Below are 16,520 nucleotides of genomic sequence, written 5' to 3'. Positions count from 1 at the left end.
TTGATCTTCTGATCGAACACGTGATATCTCCTCGTGAAGCACCCTCGGACTTCCGCTCGCCGCGCGCGGGCTTGGCCTCGGGCGCGGCCTGCTGCTCGGCGCGGGTGGCCCGGCCGGCCAGCCAGTCGGCGGCGAAATCGGCCACGGTGTCGGCGGCGGGCACGTCACCCGCACTCCACGACAACAAAAGGGACAGTGCGTGTTTGCACGGAAACTTGCGACTCGGGCAGGTGCATTTGTACGCGGGCCCCGACAGATCCACGATGGTCTGATACGGTCGGCTGCCGCTGCCCTGGCACCGCCCCCACAGCGCGGTGTCGTGAATGCCGGTGCCGCTCCACTTGCCACGGAGCTTGCGCGCGGCGGTCAGCGATGCGGCGTCCGGTGCGAGCGATCCGACATGATCGGCGGTCCAAGCGGTGGTCATCCATCCCCCCTTCCTCGGTTGAGCAAAGTTGTATCCGAGGGCACCGACAGATCCGAGCCATGAGCGGGCCCGCTCCGACAACCACGAGCGGGCCCGCTCCAACGGCCGCGCGGGGCCCGCCCGGTAAGGTCGCGGACATGCCCCGCGTCGCGATCGAATACTGCACGCAGTGTCGCTGGCTGCTCCGCGCGAGCTGGATGGCTCAGGAGTTGCTCACCACGTTCGCCACCGACCTGTCCGAGGTCGCCCTCATCCCCGGCGAGGGCGGCGTCTTCCGCATCACCGTCGACGGTGACCAGATCTGGGAACGCAAGGCCGACGGCGGTTTTCCCGATATCGCCATCCTCAAGCAGCGCGTCCGGGACCGGGTGGCGCCCGGCCGCTCGCTCGGCCACGCGGACAAGAAGGACACCGAACCGGCGAGCTAGCGGCTCGAGCGGGGTGCCATCGCGAGTTCCCCTCGTCGGGCAGCCCGCCGCCACCGCTGTCCGGAGTCGATGGCACGGCGGATCCTGCGCACCGTGGGTACCTGTGTGAGCAGGTGCAGCTGATACCGCCACGGCATTTGCAGCCCGTGCCGGACCGACATCGCATAGGCGAACTGCACGGCGCCGCGGTCGAGGTACCGGTCGGCGTGTTCGAACCAGACCATGCTGGTACGGGCGGCGGCCTGTATCGGGCGCAGCGCCGCGCGCCGCTGCGCATCGTAATTCTTCAGCGCGTCGGCGACCTCGGCATGCTCGTACAGGTTCTGGGCGAGCACGACAGCGTCGACGATTGCCAACCGGGTGCCCGAGCCGATGGTGAAGTGCGTCGTGTGCGCCGCATCGCCGAGCAGCACCACGTTGCCGTGATACCAGATCTTGTTGGTCACCTCGGGAAAGCGGCTCCACCTTGCGAATTCGCCTCGTGTCTTGCTGATCAACGAGTGGCCGTCGAGAGGGCGGCCGAATATGTTCTCGAGAACCCGCACGTTCTCCAGGTTGTCCAGGGAATCGAATCCCAGTCCATGCCAAGTCTGCGGTTGGCATTCGATGATGCAGGTGCTGATTCTTCCGGCAATCGACGGGTAGGCATGGAACCAGATCCAACCGGCCGAGGTGTGTTCGAAGGCGAAGGTGAATCGGGTGAAGACCTTGTCCGTACCGAGCCAGATATATCGATTCTCGCCGAGTGTGACCGACGTGCCGAAACGATGATCACCCAGCTGTCGTATCCGGCTGTTCGCGCCGTCGGAGGCGACGATGAGATCGACATCGTCGAAGCCGGTCAGATCATCCACGTCTCGCCCGTGCTGGACGTCGACGCCCAGGTCCCTCGCCCGTCGCGAAAGGACGTCGAGCAAGGCCGCGCGCCCCATGCTGAAGCCGTAGCCCGCGAAATGCGCGGTCTCGTTGTCGCACACATGGATTGCCTGTTCACGCCATACGACCGACCCGGCACGCACCGCCTGGGCGCTGTCGGGATCATTTCGATACAGAATGTCGAGCAGGTCGTCCCAATACACGACGCCCCAGCCGTAAGTGGACCCGGGGGGATCGCGGTCGATCACCGTGATGTCATGGGCCGGGTCGCGTCGCTTCATCGAAATAGCGAAGTACAACCCGGCCGGCCCGCCACCGACACACACGATCTTCATCTCGTCACCGGCTTCAGCCGAGTTGGTCGAACCTGGCTTCACAGGGGTGGTACTCGATGCGACCGAGCCCGGCACGCTGTGCGTGTCCGGGCTCGATCACCGGCGCTAGAAGCTGCCCCAGCCACCCCAGCCGGGTAGCCACCAGCCGGGATTCCATCCCCAGCCGCCACCGCCACCCCAGCCATTGCCACCACCCCAGCCGTTGCCGCCACCCCAACCCCAGCCGCCACCGCCACCCCAGCCATGGCCGCCACCCCAGCCGGGGCCATTTCCCCAGCCGTGGCCGCCACCCCAGCCGCCACCGCCACCCCAGCCGTGGCCGCCGCCCCAACCAGGGCTGTCGACTTGCTGGGTTGCAGACGTTGGCGTCGTTGCTTGCGCGGTAGGCGCTTTTGCCGCGGCTGCGGCGACCGGAATCGCGGCGAGCACGGCTATACCGGCGGCAGCCGCCAACCGGGTGAACCTTGTGCGTGAACTCTTTCTCTCGGTCATGATAGGGCTCCAGAAATGCTGTCCCGACCTGCTGGAAGTCTACGCGGTTTCGCTGAACTCCAGAAGTCATCGCATTGGCCCATCTATAATGCCCGCCGCGTCCCGCCGGCCGCCGGGTCAGCTACAGCAGCCGCCCCCACAGCAGCCGCCACCGCTCGACGGGGCCGGCGCGGGTGCGGGGGCGGTGCCGCCGCGGGTCACGGTCCCGAAGGTGGTCAGGAGTTTGACGGTGTCATCATGGCCCTCCGGGCACGTCGCAGGGGCGGACGCCTCGGCCATGGGACGGGTCAGCTCGAAGGTGTCGCCGCAGCTGCGGCATCGATACGCATAGCTCGGCACCCGCCCAGCGTAAACGACGCCCGGGCGTACCGGCGGCGCGCTGACGTCGATCCCGCGGTGCACCGGGGACCACCCAGTACCCTCGATTTACGGAGTACGAGGAGGTGTGGTGTGAGCACTCGATTCTTCGGCAGGCTGTCGGAACGTGATGGCGCGCCGGTTGCGCGGACCGCGAACGGCGAGGTGTCCGGGGTGCTGGACGGTGCGGTGGCGTTGTGGCGCGGCATTCCCTACGGCGCCAGCACGGCCGGGCCCAATCGCTTCCGATTGCCCCAGCCCCCGCAATCCTGGACCGGCGTCCGCGAATGCGTGCGCGTCGGGGACGTCGCCCCGCAGACCCCGGGCTTCGTGCCCGTCGACGCCAACCTGCGCATGGGCGAGAACTGTCTCTGGCTCAATCTCTGGGCCCCGGTCGCCGACGCGGACGAACTCCGCCCGGTCCTGGTGTGGCTGCACGGCGGGGCCTTCTGCTTGGGCACCGCCGCCCAGGCCATCTACGACGGGCGGCGGCTGGCCGAGACCGGTGACGTGATCGTGGTCGCGGTCAACTACCGGCTCGGCGCACTGGGCTTCCTCGACCTGTCCTCGCTCGGTGAGGAATTCGTCCCGAATCTGGGCCTGCACGACCAGATCGCCGCCCTGCAGTGGGTGCGCGACAATGCCGCGGCCTTCGGCGGCGATCCGGGCAATGTCACCGTCTTCGGCGAATCCTCCGGCGCGGGCTGCGTCACCGCGCTGCTCACCTCACCGCTGTCGGCGGGCCTGTTCCACCGCGCCATCGCCCAATCCCCGCCCGCCACCACGGTTTTCGGGCCCGAACGCGCCGCCGTGGTGGCCAAGCGCTATCTGGAACTGCTGGAGCTGACCCCCGACCATTCGGCCGAGCTGCTCACCATGCCCATCGAACGCATCGTGACCGCGGCCGGCGCCCTGCTCGACGAGGTGCCGCTGCGCGAACCCGGCCGGCTGGCCGCCGCGCCCGTGGTGGACGGCAACCTGCTGCCCGCGTACCCGAGCGAGCGCTTCCAGCAGGGCCGTTCGCACCGGGTGCCGCTGATCATCGGCACCAACAAGGACGAGGCCTCGCTGTTCCGGCTGTTCCGCTCGCCCATCATGCCGGTCACCCCGGATGCGGTGAACGCCATGCTGCGCGGGGTGGCCGCCGAACACCCCGGCCTGTCACCGGAGCGGCTGGCCGAGATCGCCTCCGCCTACGAGTCCAGCACCCCGCGCGGCGCGCTCACCATGTCCACCGACGCCGCCTTCCGCATGCCCTCGCACTGGGTGGCCGACGCGCATTCGGCGCACTCGCCGACCTGGATGTACCGCTTCGACCACGCCACCCCGATGCTCAAGGCCGCCCGGGTCGGCGCCGGCCATGCCACCGAATTGCCCTATGTCTTCGGCAATTTCGGCTCCTTCGACTACGACCCCACCTTCTGGCTGGGCGGACGCAAAGCGGCACAGGAGGTTTCGGGCCGGATGATGCGCCGTTGGCTGGCCTTCGCCGAATACGGCGTGCCCGCCGCCATCGACGGCTCCAAGCACTGGCCGCCCTACAGCGCCGCGACCCGCACCACCCTGGTCATCGACAATATGGACCGCGTCATCGACGACCCCGACCGCGATCGCAATACCGTGTGGGGCGACGACGTGGTCGGGTTCTACTGAGCCACAATCGATCACACGGTAGGCCGCAGTCGGTCACACGGTGGCGGTCGCGCGCCGCCCCAGCCGGGCGGGCATGTGCGCGTAGCCGTGGAGGGTGTAGAGCCGCCGGCGTTCGGGCATGCCCGCCAGGGTGAGGTCGGGGAAGTTGTCGAACAGCGCGCGGAGCGCGTACGCGCCCTCCATCCGGGCCAGGCTCGCGCCCAGACAGGTGTGGATGCCGCTGGAGAACGTCAGGTGCTCGCGGGCATCGGCGCGGGTGATGTCGAAGCGGTTGGGGTCCTCGAACTTCTTCGGATCCCGGTTCGCGCCCGCCAGCGACATCACGAGCACCGTGCCCGCCGCGAGCCGGAAATCACCGACCTCGGCGTCGCACAGGGCGATTCGCGCGGTCATGGTGACCGGCGGGTCGAAGCGCAGGATCTCGTCCACGGCCTGCGGCCACAGGTCCGGGTCCGCGCGCAGCATGGCCAATTGATCGGGATGCGAGAGCAATTGGACGACGCCGTTGCCGATCAGGTTGACGGTGGTCTCGAACCCCGCGCCCATCAGCAGGCTCGCGGTCGCCTTGAGCTCGCGCTCGTTCAGTTCCCCGGCCGTCACCAGGCTGGAGAGAATGTCCTCGCCGGGCGCGCGCCGCAGCTCGGCCAGGTGCTCGTTCAGATAACTGTCCATGACACCCATGGCCGTGTAGGCATCACGCCAGGACCGCCAGGAGATGCCGATGTCCAGCAGTGGGCTGGCCGCGTCACCCCAGCTGAGGAACTCGTCGCGGGAAGTCTGCGGGAAGCCCAGCATCTCGGTGATGATGGCGATCGGCACCTGCTGGGCGAAGTCCGCGATGAGATCGGCGGAGCCGTTCGGCGGCAGCGCGTCCAGTAGTTCGGCGGTCACCGACTCCACCCGATCGCGCAGCCGGCCGACGGCGCGCGGGGTGAAGGCCGCCGAGACCGACTTGCGGATGCGGGTGTGATCCGGCGGATCGATCATCAGCATCGACGGCGGTTCGACCGGATTGGGCGGGGTCTGCGCCCGCTTCAGCCGATCGCGCAGCCACGCCGGCATATCCACGCCATCGGGCCCGAATGCGCCGAAGCGATTGTCACGCAGGATGGCCCGGGTCAGCTCGTAGTCGGCGGTGGCCCAGGTGTACGGGTTGTGCACCAGGCGGCCGCGGCGGCGAATCTCCTCGATCTGCGGGTACGGGTCGTGCAGCGCGTCCGAGGTGGTGATCAGTTTCGCGAACGGGTTGTCCTGCCGCGCCTGCAGTCGCAGCGCCCACCGCGGGGCGCCGTGCTCGACCAGCCACCGGGTCCAATATCGCGGACTCATCATCGCGGGACTCCCTCGTCGTCGGATGACTCCACCGTACGGAAATCGCCGCGGACGAGAAACATCCTGAAGAGGGAAAAGGCCCTCCTACCGCGGTAGGAGGGCCGTACTCGGAAAGGCGTGCTCAGCGGCGCTGGGCGGTCACCCGCTCCGACGCCAGGCGGCGTTCCTGGGAGGCCGGGTCGGGATTGGCGACCTGGACCAGCGAGGCCCCCGCGGCCAGCACCGCCACGAACCCGTCGACGAGTTCGGCCGGGGTGTCCCAGGACGCGGTCGACAGCACCCGGTCCTCGGCGGTGAAGCCCTGGCGGGCAGCGGATTTGCGGGCCTCGTCGAGGACGGCGGAGACCGAGGTGCCGTCGAGCGCGCAGCCGATGCCACGCGGATGGAACTGGTCGCCGTGCACGCGCACCGAGGTGGCGTAGTCGGTGACGCCGATCGGCAGATCGCGCACTGGCAGGCCCATCGGATCCAAGGAGAGGGCGGCGACCTCCGCGATCCCGTCGGCCTCGTCGATGCGGTCGGCGGTGACCAGCGCCAGCTCAGCGTCTGGATCGGCGTGCAGCACCACCTCCACACCCGCCCACCAGCAGCCCAGCAGCACGGCCGCGGTCTGCCAGTGCGCCGGGAGCAGCACCGCGACCCGGGCGCCGGAGGACAGCCCGAATTCGTCGCGAATCATATTGGCGGTCTTGGCCGCCCAGTTGGCCAGCGTCAGCGCGGACAGCTCGATTCGCGCGCCGGTGGCGTCGTCGTAATAGGTGATGCGCGGGCCCGCGGGGTCGCGGGCGAGGATGGGGTCGAGTACCGCTTCGGTGAGGGTCTCGTTCAGTTCACGCATTTCGGTCCGTTCGTACCGGCGTCGATGGGTGGGGCGGGCGGCACCGGCGTCGCGGTCGTACTGCTTCCGGAGAAGTCGAAGGTGGCGCTGCCGGTCGCCGAACCCGGACCAGCGTAGTCAGTCGCCAGCACCACGCGAACCGCGCCCTCGGGCAGTCCCGACTCCGCCATCACCGGCAGCCCGCCCAGCGCCTGCGCCACCGCCCGCGCCTTGGCGTCGCCGCTCGAGGCCGCCAGCACCCGGCTGCTCTGGATCGGGCCGCCGATCCAGTTGTCCACCGTGCCGGTGCGGAATCCCTTGGCCGCCAATGCCTGCGCCGCCTGCGCGGCCAGGCCGGCGGTACCCGAGGCGTTGTAGACGTCGACGGTCACCGTGAACGGGTCCACCCCGCCCTCGCTCGGGGCGTCGCCGACCGCCTTGGCCACGTACTTGTGCACCGCCGCCGGATCCACCCGGACCACGGATTCGCCGTTCTCGGTCCAGCCGTTGAGGTCCTTGACCGGGATGGTCTCGAACTTCACCTGGCCGCCGGACAGGTCCTGCAGCTCGTGCAGGAAGCCGAGCACATCCCAGCCGTCGTCGAGCACGACGGTGCGGCCGACGGCATCGCTGAGATCCTTCAGCCGGCTGGGACTGGTGAGCGTCTTGGCACTGAGCACCTGGTGCACGAGCTGCGCCATGTACACCTGCTGGCGCACGATCCGGTCCACGTCGCCGCGTGGCAGCTGGTGGCGCTGGCGCACGAAGCTCAAAGCGTGTGCGCCATCGAGCTTCTGCTCCCCGGCGGGGAAGTCCGCGCCCGAAAGCGGTTCGTCCACCGGATTGTTCAGGCACACCTCGACGCCGCCGACGGCATCGGTGAGCAGCACGAACCCCAGCAGCCCGACCTCGGCGTAGTGGTCGACGGTGATGCCGGTGAGGTTGGCCACCGTCTTGACCAGCGCCTGCCGCCCGGCCTGCGTCGACTGACGATCGGCCTCGGCCGGATCGGTGCCCTTGTCGATCAGCTTCTGCTCCGTGGTCGCCTTGGTGATGCCGTAGGCGGAGTTGATCTTTCCCAGGCCCAGCCCGGGGATGTCGACGTAGGAGTCGCGGGGGATGGAGATGGCGGTCGCCGAGCTGCCGTCGTTGGGCACTCGGATGAGCACGATGGTGTCGGTGTTGAGCCCGCCCTCGCCGTCGTCGCCGGCGTGCAGCATGGCCAATTCGTCGGCGGTGAGCGAGTTTCCGTGGGCGTCGGTGCGGGAGTCGATGCCGACCATGAGGATGTCGGTCGCGCCGTCGGCCTTGTCGCCGCCGAGTCCCAGATTGCCGATTCGCTCGATGCCCGCCACCAGCTGATCCACGCTGTGCCAGCCCAATCCTGTCACCGTCAGCACCAGCACCGAGAGCACGGCGGCCACCACGCGGCCCGGACCGCCGCCCCATAGCTCGCGCGATCCCCTGCCGGAGCGCGGCGATAGCGGCGCGGATGCCCAGGTGCGGTCCGGCAACCCGATCTCCCTTTCGCGTTTTCGGCCGAGCGGACCCCGACGAGCGAGGTCGCGTCGATGGGAAGGCCCCCGCCAGTCAGGCTAGTGGCGGTAGCGGTGATGTTGCAGTATCGCCGGCTCCGTGAGTCGTGCGGGGTCCGTGCCAGACTGAGAGCCGTGACCGCCCATGACGTGAGCCCGCCCACCGGCCGACCGCGCCCGGATTCCGCGCGACTGCTGGTGACGGGGGCGCGCGGTCAGCTCGGGCGCGCAGTGATGACGCTCGTGCCCGGCGCGCGTGGCGTGGCCCACACCGATCTCGACATCACCGACGCCGATGCCGTGCGCAAGCTGGTGAATCCCGGTGACGTGCTGATCAACTGCGCCGCCTACACCGCCGTCGACCGGGCCGAGACCGACGTGGACGCCGCCTTCGCGGTGAACGCCACCGGGCCGGGCGTGCTGGCGCGGGTGTGCGCCGAGAACGGCGCGCGGCTGATCCACGTCTCCACCGACTACGTCTTCCCCGGCACCGGCACCCACCCGTATGAACCGGACGATCCGACCGGACCGGCCACGGTCTACGGACGGTCGAAACTGGCTGGGGAGCAAGCGGTTCTGGAGTTCGCGCCCGAGGCGGACATCGTGCGCACCGCGTGGGTCTACACCGGCGCCGGCACCGACTTCGTGGCCACCATGCGGCGGCTGGAAGGCGAGCGCGACACCATCACCGTGGTACGCGATCAGATCGGGTCGCCCACCTATGCGCGCGATCTCGCGGCCGGCCTGCTGGAATTGGCGGGCCGGCCCGGCAATCCCACTACACCCCGAATCCTGCACGCCACCAATGCCGGACAGGCCAGTTGGTTCGATCTGGCCCGGGCCGTCTTCGCCGGCCTCGGCGCGGACCCGGAACGCGTACTGCCCTGCGGCACCGAGGATTTCCCGAGACCCGCTCCGCGCCCGGCATATTCGGTCCTTTCAGGCAATTCGTGGGCCGCCGCGGGCCTGTCGCCGCTGCGTCACTGGAAGCAGGCACTGAACGACGCACTGACCGCCATCTCCGACTATCCTGGGCCCCCGTGAGCCCCTCGGATTCTGTCGGACAACCCCCCGCCGCGGAGAAAAAACCGCAGCTGGCCGTCGTCACGGTGACCTACTCGCCCGGCGAGCACCTGGAACACTTCATCAGCACACTGGCCACCGCCACCGGTGAGAAACCGCAGGTCATCCTGGCCGACAACGGCTCGGTGGACGGCACCCCGGAAATGGCCGCCGAGGCCAACGCCCATGTACGCCTGTTGCGCACCGGCGGCAATATCGGCTACGGCGGCGCCATCAACCGCGCGGTCGCCGAGATCGACCCGGACATCGAATTCATCGTCATCGCCAATCCGGACGTGCGCTGGGGTACCGACTCCATCGACGAGCTGCTGGCCGCGGCCCGCCGCTGGCCGCGCGCCGGGGCCCTGGGCCCGATGGTGCTAGAGCCGGACGGCAGCACCTACCCGTCCGCGCGCTCGGTGCCCGGCATCGCCGACGGCGCCGGTCACGCCATCCTGGGCAGCATCTGGCCCAAGAACCCGTGGACCCTGCGCTACCGCCAGGACAACGAGGAGATCTCCGAGCGTTCGGTCGGCTGGCTGTCGGGCTCGTGCCTGCTGGTGCGCCGGGCCGCCTTCGACTCCATCGACGGTTTCGACTCCCGCTACTTCATGTACATGGAGGACGTCGACTTCGGTGATCGGATGGGCAAGGCCGGCTGGCACAATGTCTTCGTGCCGTCCGCGGAGGTCACGCACGCCAAGGGGCATGCCGCGGGTCGTCACCCGGAGGCCATGCTGCCCGCGCACCACGCCAGCGCCTATCGTTTCCAGGCCGACCGGCATCCGCACTGGTGGCAGGCTCCGCTTCGCATCGCGCTGAAGGCTGGACTTGCGATCCGATGCCGGCTTGCGGTTCGATCCGCACTGCGCGAACGTGATCGAAATGAGAGTGTTTAACATCACGGGCGCGCGTTCCTGACAACCTGACAACAGGGGAGAAGATGGCGAACAGCGGTAGTACCGCCGGGTCGACGGACGCGGTGATCCTGGTCGGAGGCCAGGGCACCCGCCTGCGTCCGCTGACCTTGTCCGCCCCCAAGCCGATGCTGCCCACGGCCGGACTGCCGTTCCTGCAGCATCTGCTGGCCCGCATCGCCGATGCCGGCATCACCCACGTGGTGCTCGGCACCTCCTACAAGGCGGAGGTGTTCGAGGAGCACTTCGGTGACGGCTCCGACCTCGGCCTCGAGCTCGAATACGTCACCGAGACCGAACCGCTGGGCACCGGCGGCGGCATCCGCAATGTGCTGCCCAAGCTGCGCGCCGACACCGTCCTGGTGTTCAACGGCGACGTGCTCGGCGGCACCGACCTCGGCAGCGTCCTCGAGACCCACCACACCTCCGGCGCGGACGTCACCCTGCACCTGGTGCGGGTGAGCGACCCCCGCGCGTTCGGCTGCGTCCCCACCGACGAGAACGGCCGGGTCACCGCGTTCCTGGAGAAGACCCAGGATCCGCCGACCGATCAGATCAACGCGGGCTGCTACGTCTTCCGCCGCGAGTACATCGAGAAGATCCCCGCCGGCCGTCCGGTCTCGGTCGAGCGGGAGACCTTCCCGTCGCTGCTCGCCGAGGGCGCGCACATCCAGGGCCACGTGGACATCTCCTACTGGCGTGACATGGGCACCCCCGAGGACTTCGTCCGTGGTTCGGCCGACCTGGTCCGCGGCATCGCCCCGTCCCCGGCCCTGCCGGGTCAGCGCGGCGAATCCCTGGTCCACCCCGGTGCGGGTATCGCCCCCGGCGCCCTCCTCATCGGCGGCACCGTCGTCGGCCGCGGCGCCGAGGTCGGCGCGGGCGCACGTCTCGACGGCGCGATCCTCTTCGACGGCGCGCGCGTGGAAGCCGGTGCCACCGTGGAGCGTTCGATCATCGGCTTCGGCGCCCGCATCGGCCCGCGCGCCCTGGTCCGCGACGCCGTCATCGGCGACGGCGCCAACGTCGGCGCCCGCTGCGAACTCCTCCGCGGCGCCCGCATCTGGCCCGGCGTCGACATCCCCGACGGCGGCATCCGCTTCTCCACCGACGTCTGACCGCCACGAACCCCTCGACCGGCCGTCCACCTCCCGAGGTGGACGGCCGATCAGGTTCCGGCAGTCAGACATTCGCGGTGACCGTAAACGTAAGCCGCTGCTGTACGCCGAAGCCGGGATTCCACACCTCTGGCGCGTGGAGAACTGCGACGACCGCGTCGTGGTCTAGGTCTGCGAACTTGATCCGGCCATCGAGACGTACGAGCCCACTGGCATCTATCACGACCGGCTCGAGGTCAGCGTCCCGTTCACCATCACGTTGGATCTCGCGCAGGCGTTGCAGCGGAAGGGCTCTCGCGAAAAGTAGTCTTCCGTAGGTGAATTCGACGGACGCTCGCGTCAGGCTTCCATCCGGCTATCGGCGATTTCTCGTGATCCGCGCGATCTCGCTGGCAGCGAGCGCGATGACGCCGGTGGCGTTGGCGCTCGCGGTGCTGGGGGTTTCGGGGCCGGTCTGCCGATGCCGCTGGGGTGTGCCGTCCTGGCGGGGGTCGGGATCACCGCGCTCGATATCGCTTCGGAAGTCTCACTGCAGCAGCATGTTCCGCGTGACATGCTCTCGCGGGTCACGCTTACGGCGATCTGCTGTCCTATGCGGCGATCCCGGGCGGGCAGCTGATGGTGGGGCCGCCGGCCGCCCGCTTCGGTGCGTCGCCGGTGGCGCTGGTGGGGGGATTCGCCTTCGCCGCGGTGTCGCTCGGCCCGCTGCTGGTGGCCGAGGTGCGTGACCTTCCCGGGTGGGGGCGGGTCAGCGCTCCCACTTGCCGGGGTTGAGGTGGAACTGGACCAGGGCGGTGGCGTGGCCGTGGCCCAGCTCGTGTTCGGTCTTCAGCCAGTTGACCAGGTCCTTGTGGCCGGTGCGGCCGGAGGCGGTCAGTGTGGCGAACCATTCGTCCACGGGGCGGCCGTATTTGGCCTCGATGGAGGGGAAGTACGAGGCCGGGCCGTGGGGCTTGGTGGTCGCCATGATCATCTCCTTGCGCTGTGGTGTCGAAGGGATCGACGGCGCCGCGCGAGCGAATTCATCGCGGTGTGAGGCGGGTCACTCGGTGATGGCGCGGCCTGCCGTGGCGGTGCGCTCGTTCACCAGGAGCAGGCCGGTGGCGGCGACCAGGGCGGCGGTCACGCCGTGGACGCCGAAGGCCGTGGCCGTCGAGCCGTCGTGGCGCAGGATGGTGAGCATGTCGCCGGTGGGGATGGTGGCCATGACCAGCATGACGATGCCGAGTGCGTATCGCTGGCGGGCGGCGAGCAGGGCCACGATGAGCAGCGCGCAGGCCGCATCGCGGACGCCCTTGACGTTCAGGAAGTCGGCGGCTTCGCCGGTGGGGGAGACCCGCATGCCGAAGGTGGGCGCCATGGCCTGCGGGTCGGCCAGGTAGCGGACGCCGATGTAGGCGATGAAGCCGGCTCCGGCGACGGCGAGGGTGGTGGCGATGCGGGAGGTGAGGCGCGAGGTGATCATGTCCGGTGCTCCAAGTTCTAGCAGTGCTAACTGATGAAGCAACGCTAAATCATTCGTCGGTAGTTTGTCTAGCGATGCTAGAGTTTTCGTATGAGCGTCATCCAGACCCGTAAGGAACGCGAGCGCGCCGAGCGCCGGCAGCGCATCGTCGACACCGCCCGCGAGATCGCCGAGACCGACGGCTGGGACGCGGTCACCGTGCGCAAGCTCGCCGAGCGCATCGAATACAGCCAGCCCGTGCTGTACAGCCATTTCGCGGGGAAGGACGCCATCGTGTCGGCTGTCGCCGAGGCGGGCTGCACCGAATTCGCCGCGGTCGTCAAGCAACTGCGCGCCTCCGCCGCCACCCCGGAAGAGGCGTTGCGCGCGGTCGCTCAGGGCTTCCTCGACTTCGCCCGCGACAGCGCCGCCCTCTACGACGCCATGTTCCTGCTGCACACCGACCTGAAGTTCGGCCCCGAGGCGCCGCCGGCGTTGAAGGACGCCTTCGGCGAGCTGCTGCAGACCTTCGCCCCCTTCGCCCCGCCGCACGATCCCGAGACCTTCACCGAGGTCGGCTGGAGCAGCCTGCACGGGCTGGCCACCCTGGATCGCAGTGGCCGCCTGCGGCCCGGCTTCCGGGACCAGCGGCTGGAAATCCTGGTCGCGCAATGGGTTCGCGGTGACTGACCCCATGGTTGCGCCATCACCGGCCGTGTCCGGCCTACCCTGAATTCATGGCTGACGCGGTGGTGGTCGGATCCGGGCCCAACGGGCTGGTGGCGGCGGTGATCCTGGCCCGGGCCGGGCTCGAGGTGGAGGTGTACGAGGCCTCCGACCACATCGGCGGCGGCTGCCGCACCGGCGAGTTGACCCTGCCGGGCTTTCACCACGACCTGTGCGCGGGCGCGCATCCCATGGCGGTGGCGTCCCCGGTCTTCCGGGCCTTCGATCTGAAGACGCACGGCGTCGAACTGCTCACTCCGCAGGTTTCCTACGCGCATCCGCTCGACGGCGGGCACGCCGGTCTGGCCTGGCTCGATCTCGACCGCACCGCCGACGGCCTGGGGCGCGACGGTGGTTCCTGGCGGCGGCTGTTCGGCCCGCTGGTGCGCAAGTGGGAGGACCTGGTCGGGCTGGCCATGTCGGACCTGCGGCACCCGCCGATCGACCCGGCCGGTCTGCTGCACCTGGATCCGGGCATCGAACTGCGCTTCGTCCGCCGGCTGCTCGAACAGTCGACGCCGTTGTGGAACATGCGTTTTCGCGAGGACATCGCGCCCGCCCTGCTGACCGGCGTGGCCGCGCATGCCATCCGGCCCCCGCGGGGCGTGCCGGGCGCGGGCGTCGCGATGCTGCTCGGCACCCTCGCCCATGTGAGTGGCTGGCCGGTCCCGCGCGGCGGCAGCCAGGCCATCGTGGACGCGCTCGCCGATGATCTGAAAACCCATAGCGGCCGCATCTTCACCGGCCACCGCGTGGATTCCCTCGACGAATTCGACGAGGTCCGGGCCGTGCTGCTGGATGTCGCGCCCGCCGAACTCCAGCGCATCGCGACCCTGCCCGCCCGATACAACTTCGCGCTCAAGAGGTTCCGCTACGGCGGTGCGGCCTGCAAGGTGGACTTCGCGCTCGCCGGACCCGTCCCGTGGCAGGCCACCGGCTGTGATCGCGCCGGCACTCTGCATCTGGTCGGCACCCGCGCCGAGGCCGTCGCCGCCGAAAAGGCCGTGGCCGCAGGGCGGCACGCCGACCGCCCCTACGTGCTGGCCATCCAGCCCGGCGTCGTCGATCCGACCCGGGCCCCGGAGGGCAAGCACACCCTCTACACCTACGCCCACGTCCCCAACGGTTCCGCCGAGGATCTCACCGAGGCCGTCACCGCCCAGGTCGAACGCTTCGCCCCCGGTTTCCGCGACCTCGTTCTCGGCACCCATGTCCGCACGGCCGCCACCATGCCCGCCCACAACCCGAACTACATCGGCGGCGACATCTCGGCGGGCGCGATGACCTTGCGCCAGACCGTCTTCCGCCCCGCGCCCCGCTGGAATCCGTACGCGACCCCGCTGCCCGGGGTCTACCTGTGCTCCGCGGCCACCCCGCCCGGCCCGGGCGTGCACGGCATGAACGGCTACTTCGCCGCTCGCCACGCCCTGCGCACCGAATTCGACGTCCGCACCGACCCTCTCGAACTACTCACCGACCACTGGCGCATCTGATTGCTACGCTCCGGGGCATGGCCGGATATTCGGGCACGCCCCTGCCGCGCAAGCTCGGCATCAAGGCCGAGAGCCGGGTACTGCTGGCCGGTGCGCCGGCGGGTTTCGAGCTGGGTGAACTGCCCGGCGGGGTCGAGGTGCATCGCCGGGCGGCCGCCGGGCCCTACGACGTGATCCTCGGGTTCTGTCCGGACCGGGCCACCCTGACGCGGCGGTTCCCCGGGTGGCGGCAGCGGCTGGCGGTCGACGGCGGCCTGTGGCTGGCCTGGCCCAAGAAGGCGAGCGGCGTGCCCACCGATCTCGGTGAGAACGCCGCTCGGGAATACGGTTTGGCTCAGGGGCTGGTCGACAACAAGGTCGCCGCCATCGACGACACCTGGTCGGGCTTGCGATTCGTCATCCGCCTGGCCGACCGATAAGTGACAACTGATTTCGTGGGGGTAACTCGTCGGGTACCTCCGAAATCGATTGGGCCGCCAACCGCCGGCACGGGTTCCCAACTGTCAACGGCACCTGAGCCGTCCGCTAAAGGCTCGGGGAGGCGGGGGAGTGCGTCCGGTATAGATCCGGCTCCAGGTAGATGACCCGGGCGGCCGGGACCTCGGCGCGCACCCGCGCCTCGGCGTCGTCGATCGCGGTGGCGATATCGGCGATCGTCAGGCCGGGCACGATGGAAACCTTTGCGGCCACCAGCATTTCCTCCGGACCCAGATACTGGGTGCGCAGGTGGATGACCCGGTCGATGCGCCGGTCGTCGACCAGTGCGGTGCGGATCGCGGCGTCCTCCTCGGGCGTCGCGCCCTCGCCGATGAGCAGGCTCTGCATCTCGATGATGAGGATGACGGCGATGACGCCGAGCAGCAGGCCGATGGCCAGGGTGCCCACGCCGTCCCACACCGGATCGCCGGTGATCATGGTCAGGCTGATGGCCGCGAAGGCGAAGATCAGGCCGATCAGCGCGCCCGAGTCCTCCAGCAGCACCACCGGCAGCTCCGGATTGCGCGAGTTGCGGATGAACCGCCACCAGCTCGAATTGCCCTTGAGCGGCTTGGATTCCCGCATGGCCGTGATGAAGCTGAAGCCCTCCAGGCAGATGGCGAGGCCGAGGATGACGATCGCGACGATCGGATTGGACAGTTCCTCGGGATGCTGGATCTTGTGGATGCCCTCCCAGATCGCGTACAGCGAGCCGAGCGCGAAGATGACCAGCGCGACCACGAACGAATAGAAGTACCGGTTGCGCCCGTAGCCGAACGGGTGCAGCTGGTCGGCCTCCTGTTCCGCGCGGCGCTGGCCGAGCAGCAGCAGCCCCTGGTTGGAGGTGTCGGCCACCGAGTGCACGGCCTCGGCCAGCATGGACGCCGATCCGGTGATCGCCGCGCCCACGAATTTGGCCGCCGCGATGCCGGCGTTCGCGCTCAGCGCCGCCAGGATGGCCTTCTTACCGCCGCCCGCAGACAATGAACCGCCCCTTCCCGAATCCTCTGTCCGTTTTGTCCTAAAACGCC

18 protein-coding genes are annotated in these 16,520 nt (G+C 69.3%); 8 read left to right on the top strand and 10 right to left on the bottom strand.

Annotation, left to right across the window (positions count from 1 at the left end; all coding sequences use genetic code 11):
• The coding region (locus ACWEKS_RS30960; RefSeq protein ID WP_452343342.1) for an SWIM zinc finger family protein at positions 1-427 on the bottom strand (427 nt) is incomplete at its 3' end.
• A 137-nt stretch (positions 428-564) separates the two neighbouring features.
• Here ACWEKS_RS30960 and ACWEKS_RS30955 point away from each other — a divergent pair.
• The gene (locus ACWEKS_RS30955; protein WP_354833890.1) at positions 565-855 is read left to right on the top strand and encodes a SelT/SelW/SelH family protein; all 291 of its coding nucleotides are present in this window, start codon (positions 565-567) and stop codon (positions 853-855) included.
• Here the strand turns inward: ACWEKS_RS30955 and ACWEKS_RS30950 are convergent.
• The 3 genes from ACWEKS_RS30950 to ACWEKS_RS30940 form a co-directional block, all read right to left on the bottom strand.
• Positions 852-2,012 carry an FAD-dependent monooxygenase gene (locus tag ACWEKS_RS30950; RefSeq protein ID WP_452343341.1) on the bottom strand — a complete coding sequence of 387 codons (1,161 nt, stop codon included), beginning with the start codon at positions 2,010-2,012 and terminating at the stop codon, positions 852-854. The genes ACWEKS_RS30955 and ACWEKS_RS30950 overlap by 4 nt on opposite strands.
• A 159-nt stretch (positions 2,013-2,171) precedes the next feature.
• Positions 2,172-2,558, bottom strand: coding sequence for a hypothetical protein (locus ACWEKS_RS30945; protein WP_452343340.1), 387 nt, complete (start codon positions 2,556-2,558; stop codon positions 2,172-2,174).
• 117 nt (positions 2,559-2,675) lie between these two features.
• Positions 2,676-2,897: an FmdB family zinc ribbon protein gene (locus tag ACWEKS_RS30940; protein WP_354833894.1), complete on the bottom strand. Its 222-nt coding sequence runs from the start codon at positions 2,895-2,897 to the stop codon at positions 2,676-2,678.
• A gap of 111 nt (positions 2,898-3,008) precedes the next feature.
• Between ACWEKS_RS30940 and ACWEKS_RS30935 the strand changes: the two genes are divergently transcribed.
• Entirely contained in the window at positions 3,009-4,568 is a 1,560-nt protein-coding gene (locus ACWEKS_RS30935; protein WP_452343339.1) for a carboxylesterase/lipase family protein, read from the top strand.
• Between the two features lie 33 nt (positions 4,569-4,601).
• Here the strand turns inward: ACWEKS_RS30935 and ACWEKS_RS30930 are convergent, their stop codons facing one another.
• The 3 genes from ACWEKS_RS30930 to ACWEKS_RS30920 all read right to left on the bottom strand — a co-directional run bounded on the left by ACWEKS_RS30930 (position 4,602) and on the right by ACWEKS_RS30920 (position 8,231).
• Complete coding sequence (locus ACWEKS_RS30930) at positions 4,602-5,897, bottom strand: cytochrome P450 (RefSeq protein WP_452343353.1); 1,296 nt, start codon at positions 5,895-5,897, stop codon at positions 4,602-4,604.
• Positions 5,898-6,021: 124 nt separating this feature from the next.
• Entirely contained in the window at positions 6,022-6,738 is a 717-nt protein-coding gene (locus ACWEKS_RS30925) for a TIGR03089 family protein (protein ID WP_452343338.1), read from the bottom strand.
• Positions 6,726-8,231, bottom strand: a complete 1,506-nt coding sequence (locus tag ACWEKS_RS30920; RefSeq protein ID WP_452343337.1) for an LCP family protein — start codon at positions 8,229-8,231, stop codon at positions 6,726-6,728. Before ACWEKS_RS30920 ends, ACWEKS_RS30925 begins: the two co-directional genes overlap by 13 nt.
• 156 nt (positions 8,232-8,387) lie before the next feature.
• Here ACWEKS_RS30920 and rfbD point away from each other — a divergent pair, with 156 nt between their 5' ends.
• From rfbD to ACWEKS_RS30905, 3 genes are read left to right on the top strand one after another with little or no spacing between them, the layout of a single operon-like run.
• A complete protein-coding gene (gene rfbD / locus ACWEKS_RS30915) occupies positions 8,388-9,296 on the top strand; it encodes a dTDP-4-dehydrorhamnose reductase (protein WP_452343336.1) in 909 nt (302 codons plus the stop codon).
• A complete protein-coding gene (locus ACWEKS_RS30910) occupies positions 9,293-10,213 on the top strand; it encodes a glycosyltransferase family 2 protein (RefSeq protein WP_452343335.1) in 921 nt (306 codons plus the stop codon). Before rfbD ends, ACWEKS_RS30910 begins: the two co-directional genes overlap by 4 nt.
• Before the next feature lie 44 nt (positions 10,214-10,257).
• Positions 10,258-11,349, top strand: coding sequence for a mannose-1-phosphate guanylyltransferase (locus ACWEKS_RS30905; protein ID WP_354833902.1), 1,092 nt, complete (start codon positions 10,258-10,260; stop codon positions 11,347-11,349).
• A 748-nt stretch (positions 11,350-12,097) separates the two neighbouring features.
• Here ACWEKS_RS30905 and ACWEKS_RS30900 read toward each other — a convergent pair.
• Positions 12,098-12,316, bottom strand: coding sequence for a DUF4287 domain-containing protein (locus ACWEKS_RS30900; protein WP_452343334.1), 219 nt, complete (start codon positions 12,314-12,316; stop codon positions 12,098-12,100).
• Between the two features lie 75 nt (positions 12,317-12,391).
• Positions 12,392-12,814 carry a DUF4267 domain-containing protein gene (locus ACWEKS_RS30895; RefSeq protein ID WP_452343333.1) on the bottom strand — a complete coding sequence of 141 codons (423 nt, stop codon included), beginning with the start codon at positions 12,812-12,814 and terminating at the stop codon, positions 12,392-12,394.
• A 90-nt stretch (positions 12,815-12,904) separates the two neighbouring features.
• Here ACWEKS_RS30895 and ACWEKS_RS30890 point away from each other — a divergent pair, with 90 nt between their 5' ends.
• Genes ACWEKS_RS30890 through ACWEKS_RS30880 form a run of 3 tightly spaced genes read left to right on the top strand, consistent with a single transcriptional unit; the run spans position 12,905 to position 15,431 of the window.
• Positions 12,905-13,483, top strand: coding sequence for a TetR/AcrR family transcriptional regulator (locus tag ACWEKS_RS30890; RefSeq protein WP_452343332.1), 579 nt, complete (start codon positions 12,905-12,907; stop codon positions 13,481-13,483).
• A gap of 47 nt (positions 13,484-13,530) precedes the next feature.
• Entirely contained in the window at positions 13,531-15,012 is a 1,482-nt protein-coding gene (locus tag ACWEKS_RS30885) for a phytoene desaturase family protein (RefSeq protein ID WP_452343331.1), read from the top strand.
• Positions 15,013-15,029: 17 nt separating this feature from the next.
• Positions 15,030-15,431, top strand: a complete 402-nt coding sequence (locus ACWEKS_RS30880) for a DUF3052 domain-containing protein (protein ID WP_354833914.1) — start codon at positions 15,030-15,032, stop codon at positions 15,429-15,431.
• A 106-nt stretch (positions 15,432-15,537) separates the two neighbouring features.
• On the opposite strand, the gene ACWEKS_RS30875 is transcribed toward ACWEKS_RS30880, so the two are convergent.
• Positions 15,538-16,473, bottom strand: coding sequence for a cation diffusion facilitator family transporter (locus tag ACWEKS_RS30875; protein ID WP_379394214.1), 936 nt, complete (start codon positions 16,471-16,473; stop codon positions 15,538-15,540).
• Between the last annotated feature and the right edge of the window lie 47 nt (positions 16,474-16,520).

This window comes from Nocardia sp. NPDC004711, from assembly GCF_053601595.1.
The sequence above is the reverse complement of the archived record's forward strand: the minus strand, read 5'-3'. Positions and strand labels throughout refer to the sequence as shown.